32 protein-coding genes are annotated in these 17355 nt (G+C 67.9%); 20 read left to right on the plus strand and 12 right to left on the minus strand.

What is annotated here, in order from left to right; translation table 11 throughout:
- Positions 1-98: 98 nt before the first annotated feature.
- The 7 genes from ACGFZA_RS07635 to ACGFZA_RS07665 form a co-directional block, all read right to left on the minus strand.
- Entirely contained in the window at positions 99-278 is a 180-nt protein-coding gene (locus ACGFZA_RS07635) for a hypothetical protein (RefSeq protein ID WP_393677966.1), read from the minus strand.
- A gap of 72 nt (positions 279-350) precedes the next feature.
- Positions 351-884, minus strand: a complete 534-nt coding sequence (locus ACGFZA_RS07640) for a hypothetical protein (RefSeq protein WP_393677968.1) — start codon at positions 882-884, stop codon at positions 351-353.
- Between the two features lie 165 nt (positions 885-1049).
- The gene (locus ACGFZA_RS07645) at positions 1050-1874 is read right to left on the minus strand and encodes a hypothetical protein (RefSeq protein ID WP_393677970.1); all 825 of its coding nucleotides are present in this window, start codon (positions 1872-1874) and stop codon (positions 1050-1052) included.
- A 150-nt stretch (positions 1875-2024) separates the two neighbouring features.
- Positions 2025-2453 (minus strand): DUF6907 domain-containing protein, encoded by a 429-nt coding sequence (locus ACGFZA_RS07650; RefSeq protein ID WP_393677972.1) that lies wholly within the window; start codon positions 2451-2453, stop codon positions 2025-2027.
- A 476-nt stretch (positions 2454-2929) separates the two neighbouring features.
- Positions 2930-3421, minus strand: a complete 492-nt coding sequence (locus tag ACGFZA_RS07655; RefSeq protein WP_393677974.1) for a GIY-YIG nuclease family protein — start codon at positions 3419-3421, stop codon at positions 2930-2932.
- A 154-nt stretch (positions 3422-3575) separates the two neighbouring features.
- Positions 3576-4334, minus strand: a complete 759-nt coding sequence (locus ACGFZA_RS07660; RefSeq protein ID WP_393677976.1) for a GntR family transcriptional regulator — start codon at positions 4332-4334, stop codon at positions 3576-3578.
- On the minus strand, positions 4334-4936 hold the full coding sequence (locus ACGFZA_RS07665) for a UTRA domain-containing protein (protein WP_393677978.1): 603 nt from the start codon (positions 4934-4936) through the stop codon (positions 4334-4336). Before ACGFZA_RS07665 ends, ACGFZA_RS07660 begins: the two co-directional genes overlap by 1 nt.
- Positions 4937-5037: 101 nt before the next feature.
- Between ACGFZA_RS07665 and ACGFZA_RS07670 the strand changes: the two genes are divergently transcribed.
- From ACGFZA_RS07670 to ACGFZA_RS07750, 17 genes are all read left to right on the plus strand, one after another.
- A complete protein-coding gene (locus ACGFZA_RS07670; RefSeq protein WP_393677980.1) occupies positions 5038-5256 on the plus strand; it encodes a helix-turn-helix domain-containing protein in 219 nt (72 codons plus the stop codon).
- Positions 5253-5447, plus strand: a complete 195-nt coding sequence (locus tag ACGFZA_RS07675) for a hypothetical protein (RefSeq protein WP_393677982.1) — start codon at positions 5253-5255, stop codon at positions 5445-5447. Before ACGFZA_RS07670 ends, ACGFZA_RS07675 begins: the two co-directional genes overlap by 4 nt.
- Positions 5448-5449: 2 nt before the next feature.
- Positions 5450-5680 (plus strand): hypothetical protein, encoded by a 231-nt coding sequence (locus ACGFZA_RS07680; protein WP_393677984.1) that lies wholly within the window; start codon positions 5450-5452, stop codon positions 5678-5680.
- 2 nt (positions 5681-5682) lie between these two features.
- Positions 5683-5823, plus strand: coding sequence for a hypothetical protein (locus ACGFZA_RS07685; RefSeq protein WP_393677986.1), 141 nt, complete (start codon positions 5683-5685; stop codon positions 5821-5823).
- A gap of 157 nt (positions 5824-5980) precedes the next feature.
- A complete protein-coding gene (locus ACGFZA_RS07690) occupies positions 5981-6229 on the plus strand; it encodes a hypothetical protein (RefSeq protein ID WP_393677988.1) in 249 nt (82 codons plus the stop codon).
- Positions 6229-6660, plus strand: coding sequence for a hypothetical protein (locus ACGFZA_RS07695; protein WP_393677990.1), 432 nt, complete (start codon positions 6229-6231; stop codon positions 6658-6660). The genes ACGFZA_RS07690 and ACGFZA_RS07695 overlap by 1 nt, the downstream gene beginning before the upstream one ends.
- A gap of 24 nt (positions 6661-6684) precedes the next feature.
- Positions 6685-6864, plus strand: coding sequence for a hypothetical protein (locus tag ACGFZA_RS07700; RefSeq protein ID WP_393677992.1), 180 nt, complete (start codon positions 6685-6687; stop codon positions 6862-6864).
- 88 nt (positions 6865-6952) lie between these two features.
- Positions 6953-7120 (plus strand): hypothetical protein, encoded by a 168-nt coding sequence (locus ACGFZA_RS07705; RefSeq protein ID WP_393677994.1) that lies wholly within the window; start codon positions 6953-6955, stop codon positions 7118-7120.
- 174 nt (positions 7121-7294) lie between these two features.
- A complete protein-coding gene (locus tag ACGFZA_RS07710) occupies positions 7295-8275 on the plus strand; it encodes a hypothetical protein (protein WP_393677996.1) in 981 nt (326 codons plus the stop codon).
- Positions 8276-8466: 191 nt separating this feature from the next.
- Entirely contained in the window at positions 8467-8700 is a 234-nt protein-coding gene (locus ACGFZA_RS07715; protein WP_393677998.1) for a hypothetical protein, read from the plus strand.
- Between the two features lie 131 nt (positions 8701-8831).
- On the plus strand, positions 8832-9299 hold the full coding sequence (locus ACGFZA_RS07720) for a hypothetical protein (protein ID WP_393678000.1): 468 nt from the start codon (positions 8832-8834) through the stop codon (positions 9297-9299).
- 2 nt (positions 9300-9301) lie between these two features.
- A complete protein-coding gene (locus tag ACGFZA_RS07725; protein WP_393678002.1) occupies positions 9302-10132 on the plus strand; it encodes a hypothetical protein in 831 nt (276 codons plus the stop codon).
- Positions 10133-10203: 71 nt separating this feature from the next.
- The gene (locus tag ACGFZA_RS07730) at positions 10204-12204 is read left to right on the plus strand and encodes a hypothetical protein (protein ID WP_393678004.1); all 2001 of its coding nucleotides are present in this window, start codon (positions 10204-10206) and stop codon (positions 12202-12204) included.
- Positions 12205-12225: 21 nt separating this feature from the next.
- Complete coding sequence (locus ACGFZA_RS07735; RefSeq protein WP_393678006.1) at positions 12226-12735, plus strand: hypothetical protein; 510 nt, start codon at positions 12226-12228, stop codon at positions 12733-12735.
- A complete protein-coding gene (locus ACGFZA_RS07740) occupies positions 12735-13088 on the plus strand; it encodes a ParB N-terminal domain-containing protein (protein ID WP_393678008.1) in 354 nt (117 codons plus the stop codon). Before ACGFZA_RS07735 ends, ACGFZA_RS07740 begins: the two co-directional genes overlap by 1 nt.
- 192 nt (positions 13089-13280) lie before the next feature.
- A complete protein-coding gene (locus tag ACGFZA_RS07745; protein ID WP_393678010.1) occupies positions 13281-13412 on the plus strand; it encodes a hypothetical protein in 132 nt (43 codons plus the stop codon).
- 7 nt (positions 13413-13419) lie between these two features.
- Positions 13420-13851, plus strand: coding sequence for a hypothetical protein (locus ACGFZA_RS07750; RefSeq protein ID WP_393678012.1), 432 nt, complete (start codon positions 13420-13422; stop codon positions 13849-13851).
- A 1-nt stretch (position 13852) separates the two neighbouring features.
- Here ACGFZA_RS07750 and ACGFZA_RS07755 read toward each other — a convergent pair whose 3' ends face one another.
- Genes ACGFZA_RS07755 through ACGFZA_RS07775 form a run of 5 tightly spaced genes read right to left on the minus strand, consistent with a single transcriptional unit; the run spans position 13853 to position 15701 of the window.
- Positions 13853-14047: a hypothetical protein gene (locus ACGFZA_RS07755; RefSeq protein ID WP_393678014.1), complete on the minus strand. Its 195-nt coding sequence runs from the start codon at positions 14045-14047 to the stop codon at positions 13853-13855.
- A 49-nt stretch (positions 14048-14096) separates the two neighbouring features.
- Positions 14097-14633, minus strand: coding sequence for a DUF6221 family protein (locus ACGFZA_RS07760; protein ID WP_393678017.1), 537 nt, complete (start codon positions 14631-14633; stop codon positions 14097-14099).
- Positions 14630-14947 (minus strand): DUF6221 family protein, encoded by a 318-nt coding sequence (locus tag ACGFZA_RS07765; RefSeq protein WP_393678019.1) that lies wholly within the window; start codon positions 14945-14947, stop codon positions 14630-14632. Before ACGFZA_RS07765 ends, ACGFZA_RS07760 begins: the two co-directional genes overlap by 4 nt.
- Positions 14944-15468 (minus strand): HD domain-containing protein, encoded by a 525-nt coding sequence (locus ACGFZA_RS07770; protein WP_393678022.1) that lies wholly within the window; start codon positions 15466-15468, stop codon positions 14944-14946. The genes ACGFZA_RS07765 and ACGFZA_RS07770 overlap by 4 nt, the downstream gene beginning before the upstream one ends.
- Positions 15465-15701 (minus strand): hypothetical protein, encoded by a 237-nt coding sequence (locus tag ACGFZA_RS07775; protein WP_266787678.1) that lies wholly within the window; start codon positions 15699-15701, stop codon positions 15465-15467. Before ACGFZA_RS07775 ends, ACGFZA_RS07770 begins: the two co-directional genes overlap by 4 nt.
- A 108-nt stretch (positions 15702-15809) precedes the next feature.
- Between ACGFZA_RS07775 and ACGFZA_RS07780 the strand changes: the two genes are divergently transcribed.
- The 3 genes from ACGFZA_RS07780 to ACGFZA_RS07790 all read left to right on the plus strand — a co-directional run bounded on the left by ACGFZA_RS07780 (position 15810) and on the right by ACGFZA_RS07790 (position 17344).
- Positions 15810-16205, plus strand: coding sequence for a hypothetical protein (locus tag ACGFZA_RS07780; protein WP_393678025.1), 396 nt, complete (start codon positions 15810-15812; stop codon positions 16203-16205).
- A gap of 156 nt (positions 16206-16361) precedes the next feature.
- A complete protein-coding gene (locus tag ACGFZA_RS07785) occupies positions 16362-17225 on the plus strand; it encodes a hypothetical protein (protein WP_393678027.1) in 864 nt (287 codons plus the stop codon).
- Positions 17222-17344: a hypothetical protein gene (locus tag ACGFZA_RS07790; RefSeq protein ID WP_393678029.1), complete on the plus strand. Its 123-nt coding sequence runs from the start codon at positions 17222-17224 to the stop codon at positions 17342-17344. Before ACGFZA_RS07785 ends, ACGFZA_RS07790 begins: the two co-directional genes overlap by 4 nt.
- The last annotated feature ends 11 nt before the right edge of the window (positions 17345-17355 follow it).

Genomic DNA, 17355 nt, shown 5'->3' on the forward strand with positions numbered 1-17355 from the left:
TTTAGCCTTCTACCAGCACATATGACCCTGGCATGTGCCTCGCCCGCTACGTCCGCAATCCCAGACTGGATTGCCGTGGGGGCGCGCCGGAACCCACGTCACCCCGCCGGCAGCCGCGCTCCGACATCGAGCGCCAGCTCCCGCGCCTCCCGACCCTCCGGGCTGTCGTCCGCCAGATGCATCAGCAGACGGACCGCGTCCCGGGCCTCGGTCAACGTCAGCAGCGGCAGGCGCGGGTCGGACGGGTACGGGGCAGTCGGCGGGGAGGAGAAGTCCATGTCGGGACAACGCGGCGGGGAGACCCGAAGACACGCAGAAGTCCCCGCCCAGCCATCAGACCGGGCGGGGGCCTAGTTGACGAGCGGTCTGGCTCCGGCGGCGGCATCCATGGTCCGGCGGTGCTTTGCGACCAGCTTGTTCACCGTGGACTGATCGAGCCCAAGGGTCCTTGCCGCGGCCGACTGGTTCCCCCCAGAGTAGGCGACTACCTCGGCGACGGCTGCGGCCCGGCGTGCGGCGGACCGCTGCGCCGTCTCCTCGTCCCTCTTCCAGTCCTCGCCGGCCTGGATGGCCTTGCGGGCGCGGCTGGGGAGGATGCCGTCCTGGTTGATCATGTCGGCCATCTCGTCGGCAACGCCAGGGATGAGGTTGCCGTCGTCATCAAGGGCGTCGGGGTACCAGTCGCCATCGGTGATGGTGCTGGCGACGAGAAGAGTTTGGAACTCACCCTCATCGGTCGTGACGTAGGCGTAGGCAGAGGGGGTGCCTTCGGTGATCCAGGCGCCGTTGATGCTGACGAACTCGCCGTCGGCGCTGAGTGAAAGAATGCCGCCGTCGCGGGAGTTGTAGAAGTCGATGACGTCGGTGCCGGTGAGGGGTCGCACGGTGGTCCTTCCGCTGGTGGGAGGAGGTGTTCGCCTCCCGACATTCGAAACTATGACACCCCTACCATTATTCGTCAATGGTAGGGGTGTCATAGTTGTGGTGCTGTTGGTACGCCATGCTGGAGCAGGCCGCCCCCGAATCCCGCGGGGGCGGCCGACTGCCGGTCAGACGGCGATGAACAACTGGGGGAGCCCGGCCAGGGTGTCGTGCACGTCGCGATGCCGCTGGCGACGGGCCTCTTCTGCTTCAATCTCGGCCGTGTAGGCCTCCCCGATTGCGTCAACGCCGCCGCAGCGCTCAATTGCGGCACGCAGAGCACTCAGTGCCTCGTCGTACTTCTCACGCTGCAGGCGGGCCTCTTGCTGCCGCTGCTCAAGGGTCTGGCTCCCCCAGTGTGGCGACCGAACCCCCTCGGTGGCGGAGTCAACTTCCGCCTGGGCGTGCGCACAGGCAGACGCCAGATCTGCCGCATCGACAGCAGCCTGAGGCACCGCGGCCCTCACGGAGAAGGTCTCCGCCTGCGACAGCTCCCCTGGAAGGTCCAGCTTGTGCAGGTGGGTGTTGTAACGAGTTGCGAAGCTGCGTGGCCGAGCGTCCAAGATGGATTCATTGCCAGCCTTAAGGCCCATGTAGACAAGGGCTGTGAGGTAACGGTTCGCAGCCGTACTGCTGTACCAGTGGGCACTGGAACGGCTCACCCCAGAGACGAAGTCGAAGGACGGATCGTCGTCAACGCGGGAGCGCCGAATCTCGGTCCCCTTCTGCCAAACAACGTGCAGGTGGCCTGAACCGGCGGCGCACTTATCGGGGTGGTAGTTGACGGTGCCCCAAGGCTCACCGCGAAGAGTTCCGTCATCAGCGATCAGGGGCTCCTCCTTGAGCTGCCGGAAGACGGCCAGGGTGACCTGCTTGCCGCTGATCGTGAGGGTCTTCACCTCCACTGCGGCCGTGGTGATCGTCGCGTTTTGCGTCGTCAGCTGTCTGGTCATGTGGTCCTCTCGATGGACGTGGGCGCGCCTGTCGATGCTGTCCGGGCGAGGGGCGGCGCGCCACGACTTTGGGGATTTCGCTGCTGCCCGGCCACATGGAACGGCCGGGCAGCAGAAGCCGGCCCGGCCGTGAAGAACCGCAAGAGCTGATCAGCCCGCCGAACGCGCCATCGCCCGTACCCGCTCCGCCGCAGCCACCAGGCCATCGGCGAAGGCCTCGGCACCATCCAGTGGCACGAACGCATCGAAGCCGCCACCATCCGCGACGTACAGATGCGGCACCCGCAGCTCCGGAACCGAACTCCCCGGCTCACAGCTCAACTGGACATGCCCCAGCAACTGCACCTCGCCGTCGACGTCCGTCAGCGTCAGATCCACCATCTCCCCGCCGTGATCCAAGTCGGCCAGGAACTTCTGATTCGCCGCTACATGATCCTCGACGCACCATGCGGGGCACTCCACGAAGATGCGAACACCGTCGATCAGAGCAGGGCGAAGGCGCGGGGCCGGGGTCGACAGCAGAGCGGAGGCAGTGGGAGGCGACGAGACCGAGGCGGACTCGGGCGCTACGATGCTCATGAGTACTCCTTTGATCGGGATAGGACTCGCGACCAGACGGGTGGTGCCGCTGGTCATAGGCCGGGCGGATGATGACCGCCCGGCCTTTTGGCGTCCCCGGGCAGAACTCACCCAGGGGCCTTGCTGCGCCGGCTGGTGAGGCCGACGTGAGATGAGGTTAGAACGCGTCAGCAAGATCCGTAGGACACGGAGATCGGAATCCAGATACGGATCGCGTATCAACTCTGTCGTATCTAACATGTCGAAACCCGCAGGTCAGCGCACTTGCGAGTGCGCTAAGGTGGCGCGCCGGGCATGATCGACAACGCGTCACCAGGCGAAACGGTAGTCGAAGGAGGGCTAGCAATTCCGAGAAGCGCCAAGAGCCTCCGAGAAGGTGCTGCCCGCGGCCGCCACCGACATCTGGCCGAAAGGTGACGGTCGGGGTGCGGCCATTGGGCAGACCGGCCGTTGCTGGGCCCGGCTTCTTCGTTGCGCTAGAACTTCGGCTCGGAGAGGACTGTGATCCTCATGCGGCTCTCGGCGAAGCGGCGGTCGTTCCCGCGCATGATTTCCGAGTAGAGCGTCCTTGCGGACACCTCATACCTCTCGGCGAGAACAGTCACATGCACTGTCCGGCCGACGTGGAAGTAGTGCCGCTTTGCGTCGCGCCTCAGCAGGCGCCTTGCCTTCTTGCGGTCTGCGGTGTCGTCGTAGTGGCCGGTACGCGAAGTGGGATTCGGGACCTTGTCGATGTTGTAGAGAGGGCCCTCTGTGGCGATCGCCGCCGTCTCGGCGGCGTCGGCCGTAAGGCGATCGGGATGCCATTCGATGTCCCTGCGGGCGACGAGGTGCCACCACGGCTTAGAGATCGAGTGCTGGTGCCAGCGAGTTTTCAGGTTGTTCGACATGCCTACGTAGAGCAGCTGACCGCTCGCGTCTCGCAGGCGGTAGAGCGCGGTGCGCTTGAGATCGGTCTTGTCCGTCACGTTGCCCTTTCGGTACGACGAAGCCCCCCTTGATTCCATGAGGACTGGGCACGCCTTGACGGTAGACCGTATTCGCATCGGTATCAAGCTTGTGCGTGACTGCGCGCAACGGGGCCCCCAACCGGTATGGCTGGGGGCCCCGTTGGCGGAGGGACTAGATGCTCAGGTGATAGCCCATCTTGTACAGGTGGCCAGGCTTCACCAGTACAGTCACCTCGATCGGTCGGTGATCGTCGCTGTAGACGACGCGGAAGATCTCCAGCACGGGAGTGTCGCCGGGGATTTCCAGGAGTTCGTACTCCTCGGTCGTCGCCATGCGGGTGGCGACCTCGTCGACCTGCTCGCGCGGCGGGTAGCCCATGTCGGCGAGAAGCGTCGGCGACCCGCCTGGGATCTTCCGGCGGTCGGCGAGGCGGGTCCCCCGTGCCAGTTCTGCCGGGTAGTAGGAGTGCACCAGCTCGGCCGGCTCGCCGTCGAGAAGGCCGAGGCGAACTCGCAGCACGGCAGGCTCGTTATCCCCGGCTGTCAGCCCCGCCGTCACCCTGGGGGGAGGGGCTACCTCCGCCACTGAAAGGACCTTGTTGCTGCCGCGCTGTCCACGCTCCTGCGCCTGGGTGATCCAGCTGTAGGGCTGCCCCGAACCGGCAGGGGTGGTGTACGAGGCCGGGGTGATGATCTGCGGTAGTCGCTCCCGCACGTACACCCCCACACCGTTCTTGCCCTCGATGAGGCGTTCGTTTTTGAGGATTGCCAGCGCCCGCTGAATGGTGACGTTGGAGGTGTCGAACTCGTCCCGCAGCTCTGCGTTCGAGCCGAGCTGCTGACCGGACGGCAGGTCTCCCGCCATGATCCGCGCCCGCAAATCGGCGGCAATCCGCTCGGCGAGCGGCCTCTTGTCCACGTGTTCAGCCATCAGTCGACCTCCATCTCGTATCGCAGAACTCTCGGAACCTTCATCACCATGACCATCGCTTCGTAGGGCTGCCCAGTGTTGGTCAGGTTCGTGCGTAGCAGCGTGAGTACGGGCGCGCCGGGCGTCAGTGCGAACTGCTGCGCCTCCTCGGCGGTTGCTCCTCGGGCCTCGACCTCTTCGATGACACGGCCGGCTTGGTAGCCGAGCGACGCTAGAAGGGTGGGTGCACCCCCGCGGATCTTCTTGTGCTCCGCGAGTGGCGTTCCGGTCGCGATGGGCTTCGGGTAGTAGGAGTCGGTGAGCTCGATGACCTCTCCGTCCAGGTGAATCGCTCGGCGACGCACAATCGCCGGTTCGCCGAGTGGCAGGCGCAGGGCGGCGCGCACACCGTCTGGGGGAGGGGCTTCGCCCACCTCGGTTAGCCGCTGCCCGCCCCGACCTGCGGACTCCTGCGTCCAGGCGTCCGCCATCCCAGGTGCCTGCGGTGCGACGTATGACTTCGACGCGCCGTTCCACTTCCCGCTCATGAGGCGATCTCCAGCCATGTTGTCGAGTTCCCGCAGGCTTCTGACCTCCACCTTAAGCGCTTGATGCATATCCATTCGGTCAGTGCCTCGGACTCGCATGGACTCGCATGCTTGCTACCTTGATGAATAAGCATTACGGTTGTGCTCAGACGCGAAGCCTGCGAATGGAGCCCTAGATGTTGCGTGTGAAGGAGGTCGCCGACCGCCTGAGAGTCCACCCCGCCACCGTGTACCGGTGGATCGCCGAAGGGCGGATGCCCGCCGTCCGATACGGACAGCCGATCGAGCCGGGTGTCGCCATAGAGGGCGGCGGCGGATCGATTCGGATTCCCGAGTCTGCCGTTTCAGCACACAAGTCCGACCCGAGCACCACCCCGAGCGAGGTGGCGGCATGACTCCCGCCCCGGCCCCGGCGCTCGCCTTCGAGGAGCAGCACCGCGGGGAGGGTCTCGCGGCCCGCGCCGCCGAGATCGCCTCCACCCCGGACCATCCGTCGGCCGGCTCGCTGGCCGTGTACCAGCACTGTGCCCGTGCCGCGTTCGAGACGGCGGCGGCCCTGTCGCCTCAGCCCGACTGGGTGTGGTGACGGTGGCTACCAAGCACTCGCACAAGCCGAACTTCGGCAAGAAGATCGACGGCTGCCCCCGCTGCGACGAGCTCAAGGCCGGTGCCGAGCCGATCAGCTGGAATGGCCCGCGCAACGAGCGCGAGCGGACCGGTGGATACCCCGCCAGTCGCGAGATCACCAGCCACTTCGCGCCGAACAGCCCGCACGCCCGTGGCGAATGCGGCCCGGTCTGCACCTTCGGGGACTGGTAGCCATGGCCGCAGAGCCGACCACTCCCCGCGAGAACCCCATCGTCGCCGAGCCGGCCACCCCCGCCGCATGCCGCCGCGACTACGAGAACGGCGCTGACGTTCGTGCCGCGGCTGCCCGGCAGCTGGCCCGCGCCCGCCGCTAACCCCCATGCTGCCGCGGTCGCACGGTGACCGCCCTCGTACCCGTGCGACCGCGGCTTTCCACCTCATCCACGTACCTCACAGATAGGCACCCCCATGTCTCCGTACCTGATTTCCGGTTCCGCACTTGCCGTTCTGTCCGATGCCGACGGTGCGACCGTGTCCGACCTGGCCGCCAAGCGGCGGGCCAGCATCACCGTCGCCCAGGCCGAGCAGGCTGCCGCCGTCGCCGACCCCGACCGGCTCGCCGTGTCCCTGCTCTCGGAGTTCCGGGCGGCCTGGTCGACGGGTGACCACGACCAGATGACGGCGGTGATGCTCGCCGCGATCGACCTCGACCAGACCACCCCGGACGCGCCGCGGCTGATGGACGAGATCCGCGGCATCCGCTACCAGGCCGCCGCCTGATGGACGCCGCCGTGACGGTCTGCTGGTTCTGTGCCGCAGAGAACGACGGCAGTACGCGGCGCTGCGGGTTCTGTGGCCACAAGCCCGAGGACGGCCCCACCCCGCGTCCCGAGAGTTTCACCCCCGCCGCGGCCGACGGGTTCACCGAACAGCACGGACTGCTCGTCGCCGACATGACCGACTGCGAAGCGCTCATCGCCATCGGCCCCGACCTGACCGAGCGCAGGGCCCTGGCCGCGTTCTCAGCACACCTCCGCCACGTGGACCAGGTCCTGCACGACGAGCTCCGGGCGGAACTGTCTGACCCGCACGGCCGGCGCATCTCCATCGGCCCCACCCGCTTCACGCGCATCGACCCGGCTCTTCACAACGGGTCCGACTGGCAAGCCACCCGCGTCAATGCCGGGCCCGCCGCGGCCTGGCTGACCTGACCACCCACCCCGAAAGGACCGTTCATGGGATCCGCCGGCCGCTGGCCCGACCTCACCGGCAAGACCTGGGCCGACAAGACCTCCACCGAGATGACCGACGACGAGGTCAACGACGCCCGCGCCTCCTTCGAGGCGGTCGGCCGTAGCGACTACGAGGGCGAGTGGCTGCGGCGCCACGGCCTTCCCGAGAACTACGGCGACTGACCCGGCCCGCCCTGTCGTCCCCAGCCCGCCGGCTGGTGTCGGCAGAGAGGCCCGGACCACCCGGACCCGCAACCAGAAGGAGCCCTGCATGTTCGGTCGCAAGAGCCCCGAGGCCGTCGCCGCGAAGAACGCGCGCAGCGAGCACAACGACCGGTTCAACAACAGCTCCACCGACCCGGACAGCGAGGAGTTCCTCGCCTCCCACGACCGGGTCGTCGCCGCCGAGGCCGACGCGAAGGCCGCCCGGCGCCGCTAGTTCCAGTACCAACCGAACTCCGACCACCCCTGACCCGAAAGGACACCGGCCCCGATGAACCGCATCAGGAAGTCTTGGGCGCGCCGCCCGAACGTCTTCGCTGTCGTCGAGACTCTGCTCACCCTCGCAGCCCTGGCCCTGGTCGCCGTGACCGTTGGCGGAAAGCTCGGGCAGATGATCGGCCTCGACGGTTTCGATGCTGTAGCTGTCGGCTGGTCCATCGCTCTCGTGTACGACGCCCTGTGGATTGGCGCCCTTCGCATGTCGGAGGTTGCGATCCGGCAGCGGTCGAAGGTCGGCATGGGGGTGATGCTCGGTCTGTCGGCTGTGGCGGTTGGCGTCTCAACGGCGACGCTGCTGATCCTTGGCCACGCCCAGGTGTTCGCGTTCGTGCCGGTCGCAGCAGCCCTGTTCATGGGGCTCCGCCTGTTCGTGAACAACGTTCTCGCCGACCCCGCAACTGCGGCCTCCATCGCCGAGCAGTCCGCCGCGGACCGCAACGCCCGAGCTCTTGCCGCGGCTGATGCCCGGCACCTTCAGTCCGAGGCGCACACAGACGTGCTGACGGAGACCGCCGGCCACCTCGCGGAGATGACCCGGCAGATCGCCCGAGCCGAGGTGCTGACCAAGGCCCAGGCGCAGATCAACAAGGCACGCGCCGAGGCCGAGAAGCGTCTCAAGGATTCCGACAAGGAGCACGGAGAGGCGGCCCTGGCCTTCACCGGACGCAACCTGGTCGGTGCCGTCTCCCGCCCGGCGGTCACGGCAGGTGGCCACACCCCCACCTCCCAGGGTGGTCACGCTGTGGTCACACAGGCCAAAGCGGAGATCGAGCCCGTGACCATCGAGCCCGTGACTGCGGACGAATCGGACGCAGTCACGGACAGCGAGACCCCCATCGGCGACCTGGCAACCCTGCAGGATCTTGCCGACGTTGCCGGCGTCGAACTGCCCGAACCGGGCGTCACGATCTCCGACGAACAGCTCACGGTGGTCCTGCGCTGGCTGCGCTACGCCATGAACCCGCCCCGCTCCTACCGGTCCGCTCAGGACGCATTCCGGAAGGCCGGGTTCAAGGCCCGCGAGCAGCGCGTCCGCAACGCATGGACTGCCATCGAGAGCAACGAAGCCAAGGCCGGCACCACAAGCGAGTGACGCACACCGGCATAGCCGGCGAGGACCAGCACCCCCACGGTTCTGGTCCCCGCCGAGACTGCCGGAAGCAGTCAACACGGCAAAACCCCCAGGTCAACCCCGGTGAGTGACCCGGTGAGCGGAACTTTCGCAGACCCGGCAAGCAGACCCGGCGACCACGTCAAGAAGATCCACCACCGACAGGAGGACAGATGGCCACCCGCACCCGGCGCCCCAGGCAGGCCGAACGACAGGCCCGCTCAGCCCAGCACATGGGCGACCGGCGCCGGGCCGCGGAGCAGCAAGGCCCTCTCACGACCCTCCCCGTGGCGGTGGATCAGCTCCGCGCAGTCATCGCCCGGCTCCCCGAATCACGGAGGGCGGACGCAGCCGCCAAGGCCGTCCAGCTCCTCGACCAGCTCCGCCAGTCCATCGCAGAAACCTGACCGTCCGTAATGGCTCAACGGATGGCTCAAGCCGTCCCGGGCCAAGCCAAGAACTTTCAACGCGCCTGCTCGCGCCCGCGCGCACGCGAGGAAACCACTAACGCACCGTAACCGCAAGGGGGAACCCGAAAATGCCCGTCATTGACGCAGGAATCTCCGCCGCAACCGGCGGAACCTGCCTGGGAGCAGCCGGCGTGCTGTACGTCGCCGACCGCCTCCCCTGGATCAGCAAGTTCGCCGCGAAGGTCAAGAGCCCCCAGATCCAGGTGGTGCTCGTCCTGGCCGCCTCGGTCGGTCTCGCGTCCACGCCGCTCGGCCTCATGCTCAACAACCTCGTCACCCGCATCGACGGGATGGTCAGCTCCCTCGTCGGCGAGTACACCGGCGTCGGCATCACGTTCGCCCTGGCCCTGGCCGCCTTGCTGTGGCTGATCAGCGACTTCATGGCCGGTGTCCAGACGCGGACGCTGATCCTTGCCGCCCTCACACCGGTCCTCGTCGTCATGATCCCCGGGGCTGTCGGCGAAGGCGCCGCCAATGCTCTCGGCTTCATCGCCACACAGGTCGGCTCCCTCGCCGTTCTGCTGATGGGGGGCTGACCGTGCTCGGACTGATTCTGCTCCTCGCCATCGCCTACGCCTGTGCCCGCGCCATCGAGAACGGCATGGACGCCGTCTCGGCGAAGCACAAGAAGCGCCTGGCCAAGGCCTCGAAGAAGAACGGCCGACGGACCGGCGCGAAGCTCGCCGCCTGGGCGGCCACCGGGGCAACCGCATCCGGGTCGTTCCTCAAGGGGTTCATGCGCGGCTGGAAGCGCGAGTGGCCCAAGGCCCGCAAGAGGGCCGCCGCCAAGTTCGGCAAGGCCCAGCCCGAGCCCGAACTCGGTGACGACATCGCCACCGACGGAACACCCGCCCCGGCCAGTAAGGCCAAGCCCAGCGTCAAGCCGGCGACCCCCGCGGCCACGCTGCCCCGACTGACCCTCATCAAGACCACCGAGCCCGACACCACACCCACCACAGAAGGAGCCCCCATGGCACTCGCCACCATCCCCGAGATCACCGGCGTCGACACCCTCAAGCAGGCCGTCGCCCGCTTCGCCTCCGAAGCCGGAGTCACCGCCGAAGAGGCCGGCGCCATCGCCCAGCGAGCAGCCGAGCAGCTCGGCGCCATCGAAGCCGCCATCGAGCAGGCCACCGCCCTGGAGTTCGGCGACGACGGCGGCACCCTGCAGGAGCTCTACGCCCTGCGCGACCAGTACACCGCGGCCCTCGCCGCAGCCCAGGCCCTGCAGAAGGCGGCCGTCGACAACGCGGCCATCGCCTCCCAGTCGTCGAAGAACATCCACGACCGGCACTCCAACATCCAGGAAGCCGTTGCGGCGCAGGGCGGGCGCATGGCCGCCAAGCAGGCCTACATCGCCGACGCGTAGCCCCAACTGCGGCCCCGGCCAACCACCGGGGCCGCCAACCCCCACCCCGCAGATCACGAGGAGACGCCGCCATGCCCGAGACAATCACCGTCGAGAAGGTCGCGACGGCCACCGACAGCAAGGGCGGCCGACGCAAGAAGAAGCGCTCCACCAAGGGCGCCCGGCGCGCGATGCGGTACGCCTACCGCACCCGCCGAGGCATGGCCCCCTTGTACGCCACCGCCGCCCAGGCCATCGCGGGCAGTGCCCTCGCCGTACCGGCCGACGGATGGAAGACCGCGCTCGCCGCCACCGCGGCTGGAGCCGCCACCACCGTCGCCTGGGGCCGCTGGGAGATGCGCATCGGCAAGAAGCGCCCCCGCCGAAAGCTCCCCAACCGCAACGACTTCATCGCCGCCGCGTCCGCCGCGACCACCTCCGGCGGCCTCGTCACCGCCATGGCAGCCACCGGCGGCCTCCAGCCCGGCAACAGCCCCTACCCCGCCCTCCTCGTCGCCTGGGGAGTCGGCCACGGCATCTACTGGTGGCGCCGTGGCAAGAAGACCGCCGCCCCCGCACCCACACTCAGCGAGCAGATGCAGCTGTGGCAGGACAATGTCGCCGGCGTCGATGGCTCGTTGCCGGGCTCGAAGCTTGTCGACGTCGTCACCACCGACTACGGGTGGACCGCCGTCATCGTCTTGAAGAAGGGCAACTGGAGGAAGGCCGTCTCCGCCGCCCACGACATCGCCGGAGACCTCGACCTGCCCGAAGAGGCGTTGCAGATCGAGAAGGCCGTCGGGAAGTCCGCCCGGCGCGCGATTCTCGCCGTTTTCGACCACAACCCCCTGCAGGCCGGAACCACACACCCAGGACCGCAGATCCTCGACAAGGCCACAGGGCAGGCAGCTGTCGGGATCTTCTACGACGGCGTCCCTTCGCGGTACGCCTTCTGGAAGCCCTCCGGCCCGGTCCACTCCGTTGTCTACGGGGCGACCGACGGTGGCAAATCACGCTTCCTCGACATGCTTCTCGGCACCGAGCGGCACAACGGCATCGTGTCGTTCGTCTGCGACCCGCAGGGCGGACAATCCCTGCCCCGCTGGCGTGAAGCCGTCGACTGGTATGAGGACACCGCCCAGGGCGGCCTCGCCATGCTCTACGAAGTCCGCAAGATCATGTACGAGCGGTCCGGACGCTACTCGATGATGGAGTTCATCGACACGAAGGGCCGCAAGCTGCGCGGCCGCGACCACTTCGTAGTGAACGACCCCGACCCGCTGATCTCCGTCACCATCGACGAAGCCCACCGCGTCCTCGCCCAGCCAGGGGCGCCAGCCCTGATCCTCGAAATCGTGCTCATGGCCCGCAAATGCGGCATCAAGCTGCGCCTCGTCTTTCAAGGCCCCAAAGCCAACATGTACGGCTCCGGCCCCGAGAGCACCGACATTCGTGAGCAACTGCAGTCCGGCAACACCGTCATGTTCCGCACCGCGTCCACCCTCACCGACTCCATCGGCCTGCCCGGCTGGGAGGTCAACCCCAGCCAGCTGCCGATGTACTGGCCCGACGGGACCTCCACCGCCGGCCTCGGCTACATCAAAGGCCCAGACAACCGGCAGGCAATGTTCCGCGCCCACTTCGACCAGGATCCCGCGCACTGGGCCACCACAGGCACCACTCCCACCCTCGAATTGTCGGCCGCCGCCTGCACTGGCAAGGCGTACACCGAGCGCCTCGAACGACTGGCCGCCAGGCTCCGCGGCGAGACCGTGGAACTGCCGGACGACGCCATGCCCGCCATCCCCGCAGCCAGCAGCGCCGACCCTATTGCCGCCGCAGCCGCAGCGATCGAAGCCGAAGCCCCCGCCGGCACCGACGACACCGTCTACAACTTCCTACTCCAGCGCGCCCGCCCCGCCGGCCGCAACGTCATCGCCCAGGAAACCCGCCTCACCGTCAGCGCCGTGAAGAACGCACTCACCCGCCTCAAGCGCGACGGCCGCGCCGTCGACGTCGACCGCGGCATCTGGGCTCACCCCGACCACATCGACACCGTCGCCGACGATGCCGACCTCACCGAAGCCGCCTAACCCACCAAGGGAGACCCCGTCATGCAGCTGCCCGAGCAGCAGCCCACCCGCCCCGGGCAGCCCGACCCCGTCATGGACCAGGCTCGACTGCTTGCTGCCGCGGTCAACGAGGCGCTCGGAGAGAAGCCCCTGGCCTACCGCGACGACACCCCGCTCCCTGCCATCGGCTCCGCCCCGCCCGTGACCCAACCCGGACGACCCCCCATGTCCCAGCGCGCCACGGATGCCAGCGCCCTGATGCTTGCCGGGGGTGCCACCACCGTCATGGTCGGTGGAACCGCCTCTCTCGTCATGCTCGCCTCCGGCTACGCCGACCCTGTCGTGTGTGCTGTCGTCCTCGGCGCCCCCGCGGTCGTCGTCCTTGCGATCAGTCGGCTCGTCGGCCGAACCAAGGCCGCCATCGAAGCCGCCCCGCCGACTGTCCACCAGCACTACAACGGCCCCGTGACCATCACCCACGACCAGCGCAGCATCACCACCGACACCCGCGGCCTGTGGGCCCACACCACCAACCACTCGAAGGAGTCCTGATGGGCAAGTACCTGGGCCGCATGCCGGTCGAGATGCTCAGCGACCGGAAGATCCGGCCGACCGAGTACCGCAAGTGGCGGCACGCCGAGGAACGGTTCAACCGCCGCGACAAGGACCGGCGGATCATCGAGGAGCTGGAGGAGTCGATTCCGACGCGCGGCCTCACCGTCCCCATTCAGCTCGGGATCTCAGCCCGCTACCCCACCGACGTGTACGTCGCCGACGGTCACCACCGCGCCGTCGCCCTACGCAACCTGGGTGTCAGCGACTTCCCGTTCCACTGGTACTGGATCAACAACAGCCGCGTCCACTGGGAGAGCGAGGAATTCCCCTACCACGTACTGGGACTGTAAACCGCGCCCCGCCAGGGCCCGCGCAGCATCACGACCAGCACCCGCGGCGTCATCGCCAACACCCGGAACACGGGAAGCGGCTGACCCCTGCACAGGTCACATCAGTCACACCCGCCACGAAATCGCCGTCTTCCATCCACTAGCACCAGAAGACGAGTAAGACGGAACAAACGAGCCGACTGAAAGGACGACATGCCCTCCGAGCACTACAAGGAATGCCCCCAGTACGCCGACTCCGCGGCCCCCCGCTGCTACTGCGAGGGCATCACGCAGGCCGACGAGAACTACTGGACCGAGCCAGACGAGCCGGCCGCCAGCGCATAGGAGCCCGATGAACGAGAAAGCCTGGGCATGGCGGATCACCAGCGAAGCGCCCGCCCGCACCCGCCTAGCTGCCGGATTCACCGAGGCTGACCGCTCCGTCCCTGAATGGGACGTGGCCCTGTCGATCGTCGAGGCGGCCCGCACGGCGAATCCCATCCTCGGCGCCTCACGCGTGAATGTGTACGTGTGGACCAAATCCAGCGGACTACCCGACGGCTGGCCGGAACCATGGGCATCCGACCGGGATCCGCATGGCGATGACCGCACCCCGTCCGACGCCGCCGTCTTCTCTTACGCACCGCAGATCGATAAGGCCCCTGACCATGAGCAGGCCGGTATCCTTGCCGCGGCACTCCAGCGGTATGACGAAGCATCCGGGCGGGCGGCCATCGAGGCGGCGATGAAAGTAGCCGCGCGAACCTGCCGCGATGACTGCTAGATCACTGCATGACTGAGCCCCGGACCTGATGGTCCGGGGCTTCCGTCGTTTCGAGTACGGCGCGTGCGATCCATCCGCGGCCGGCCGGGTCGATCGGCCGTGTCGTCGGTACCGCGCCGAGGAGCCGGCACAGGTCGTCCAGCGCCTGCTGGCACTCCTGCTGGGTCTTGCCATGCACCGTGTACCTCGCGCCCATGAAGGCAGTCTGCCCGGTCAGGGAGGCGTGACGGGGCGGATCGGCGGAACTATGCCTGGCCGGCGAGCACAGCCTGCATGTAGTTGGGGTGGTCGACGTAGGGCAGGGCCAGGAGTTCGAGGGTGCGGTGCACTCTGGCGTCTCGGCCGCAGCTGTCCCAGCAGGTGGGTTCGCGGCCGGACTCGTGGCGCTGCTCCTCGTTGAGGCGGGTCAGCGCGGCCAACTGTGTGGCGTCGAGCCCGTCGGCCTCTGTGGCGCGCGGGCAGGTCTCGTACTGGTCAGAGCTGATGTGGTGACGGCTGGCTAGGGCCTCGTCCAGCATGAGCCGCTTCGCCGCGATCTCGCGGAGGACGCGGACAGGGTCATGGCGGACGATGTGGTCACGCTCCCGCGCCCACGCGAATTTCACGCGCGGAGTGCCATCGGTGTCCCAAATTCCGGCGTCCCCTTCTGGGCTAGCCACCCAGCGTGGCGCGGACTCGCCGCGCCGGACGCGAGCCATGACGTTGATACCGAGCGTGAGTCGCGCCGCCTCGTAGTCTTCGTCGAGGCGGTCACGCACGAACTGCACGAGGGCTTCGGTCATGCAGGGCTCCCGGGCTGGTCGGAGTCGTGCGGGTAGTCGCGGTGCTCGATGTACGGGGCGGCGAGGAGCCGAAGTTGGTACTCGGCGTTCCGCCCGCCTGGTCCTGCCGTGTCCAGGTACGGGATCACGGTGTCGTCGAGCAGGGCCAGGTGCGCTTCGGCGTTGGCGACGGAGAACCGGCCTTGCCGGGCGGCGACCTCGGGTTTCACGCCGAGGCGCTCGGACTGGGTGGCCATCACGTTGCTGGCGTATCGGGCAGACTCCAGCTCTTCACTGAACCGGGCACGCAGGAAGGCCACCAGGGCGGCGGTCATGAGGGCTCCTCGGTGTGCCGCCGCTCTTGGAGCTCGTCCAAGAGCGATGGGTTGACGATCGTGATGATGGCTTCGATGCCGCGGTCGTCTGCGGCGGCCCACAGGACGTCGCGCGCTGCCCGGTACTTCGCGGCAAGCCGGGCTCGCTTCTCTTCGGGGAGCTGCGCGGCCCGGTCGGGATGGCTGTTGTGCGCGTTGTCCGAGATCTTCACGAGAGTGGCGTCGCTGCTCGCCACGATGCGGCGGATCTTCTCCTCGTAGGGCACGCCCTTCTGATTGGTCACCGCTTCGACTGCTGAGACGACACGATTTGAGAGGCCCTCCTCGCGCAGCCGATCGGCGGTCCAGTCGGTGTCCTCGATGATGTCGTGCAACAAGCCCGCCATGACGAGTTCGTCACCGAACGGTGCGAGACCGGCAGCGACCGCGCGCACGTGCTCGATGTACGGAACCCCGATCTTGTCGACCTGCCCGGCGTGCGCTTCGGCCGCGAGAGCGTCGACCTCGCTGAGGCTGTTCACGCCTGCGCCTCTTTCTCTTCAGTGGCCTTCGAGCTGATGCCGGGACCGCCGGTCTGTTCGGGAGCGCGGCCGGGCTGGGTGTTGCCGGGCCAGCGGAGGTGCCAGCGGATGTATTCGCGGATGAGGCGGGTGCGGTTGCGGTCGCCGACGGCCTGGCCGAGGGCTTCCCACTCGTCGTCGGGGATGCGCAGCGGGCGTAGAGGGGTGTGCTTCTCGGTGTTCTGCTTGGCCATGGCGCCAGCGTAGTCCTGTATATGCATGAGTTTCACTGTAGGGGTTGTCGTGTATATGCACCAGGGTCTACGGTGTGTATATACACAGCAAGCCCGAGGGGGAACCACATGAACGCCAGCCGTCACATCGCCCGCACCCACCGCGCAGCTCGCACCATGACGAAGTCGCTCGGCTACCGGTGCCTCTCGGGACTGGTCGCCGCCGCAGTCGAGCAGGGCACGCTCATCCGTACCGGGGACCTGCTGGAGCGGCTCGGCGCAGACGACCTCAAGGACGGGTTCAAATCCTGGTACGGCCGGCACGTAAAGAAGGCCTACGTCGCCGCGAACGGCCGCCCCCCGCTCATGGTCTGGGCGCAGCACCGCACGACCGGCCGCTGGATTCACGTCGCCGCGTACAGCCCCTTCGATCTGTCGCTGTACATCGGGCTCGCCACGTACAAGCAGACCGCGTTCCTTGCCCAGCCGGCCTTCTTTCAGGCCGCCTACGCGGAGGCTGCCTGAGGCGGACTTCAACGCCCTCGCCCCGACCCCGGAGCAACGCGCCGCTATCCGTGCCCTGCTCGCCGAACGCCGCCTCCGCCTCTACGGCCAGGCCCGGTTGACCGACAGCACCCGCCGCGCCGCCTGGCGCACCATCCACTCGCAGAAGGACAGCTGATGACCGAGACCCCGATGACCTCTGACCGCTGGGCGCAGATCCGAAACCGGAAGCTGGACGAGGTCACGGCAGGCCCCTGGCTGGTGGCTGACGACGAGAACGGCCAGCCGCTGGTCTACGTCGAGACGCTGCGCGACGGGCGGACCGGAGCTCGTGTGCTCCTGGTTGCCGACGGTGCATCCGAGGCTGACATGCAGTTCGCGGCAAGCGCCCGGAACGCCGTGCCCGACCTGCTGGCCGAGGTGGACCGGCTGCGGACGGCGCTCTCCGACGGTTCGGATCAGGTTGCCGAGCGGGACGACGAGATCGGCAGTCTGAGCGCCCGGCTGCATCACCTGGACCGGAACGCCCTGCCCGAGCTTCGCCGCGAGGTCGAGCACCACAAGGACGGCAAGGCGCGGTGGCGTGGCCGTGCAGAGAAGGCCGAAGCCCGGGTTGCCGAACTGGAGGAGCGCCTCCACGACGCAGCGATGGCCCGGGTGTGGACGAACGAGGACGGCAAGAAGTTCGTATTCGTCGACGACCTCAAGGGGCCACTCCTCGGGACGACTCCGGTCGAGGCGGCACCGCCCGCGCTTCGTGGCCGTGCACGCCTCGACGCCAAGACGGTGGCAGAAGCCGAGGCCACGCACTGGAAGCGGCTCGGCATCGACCCATCCGGGGCCGCTGACCTTGCCGAGGGCTTGGCCGGCGTCGAGTACGGGATCGCAACGGACAACGAGTACGGACAGCGGGTTCTAGACCCGTCGCCGGATCTCACGGAATCGCTCGCCAGGCTGGCTCGATGCCAGCAGATGTGGCCGAACTCCCGACTCGTCCAGCGGACGGTTCGGGCGGGCGAGTGGACCGAGGTCTCCTCGTGACCAGCTCCGAACCCCAGACCGACGGCGACCAGCTGCCGCAGCCCGACCACAGCGAGTGCATCGGCCCCCACCTCGCCCCGGACGGCGAGCACATCGACTGTGACGGCAACCTCCTCTGACTCCGCCATCC

It is taken from the genome of Streptomyces sp. NPDC048211 (assembly GCF_043202315.1).
Taxonomy (GTDB): Bacteria; Actinomycetota; Actinomycetes; order Streptomycetales; family Streptomycetaceae; genus Streptomyces.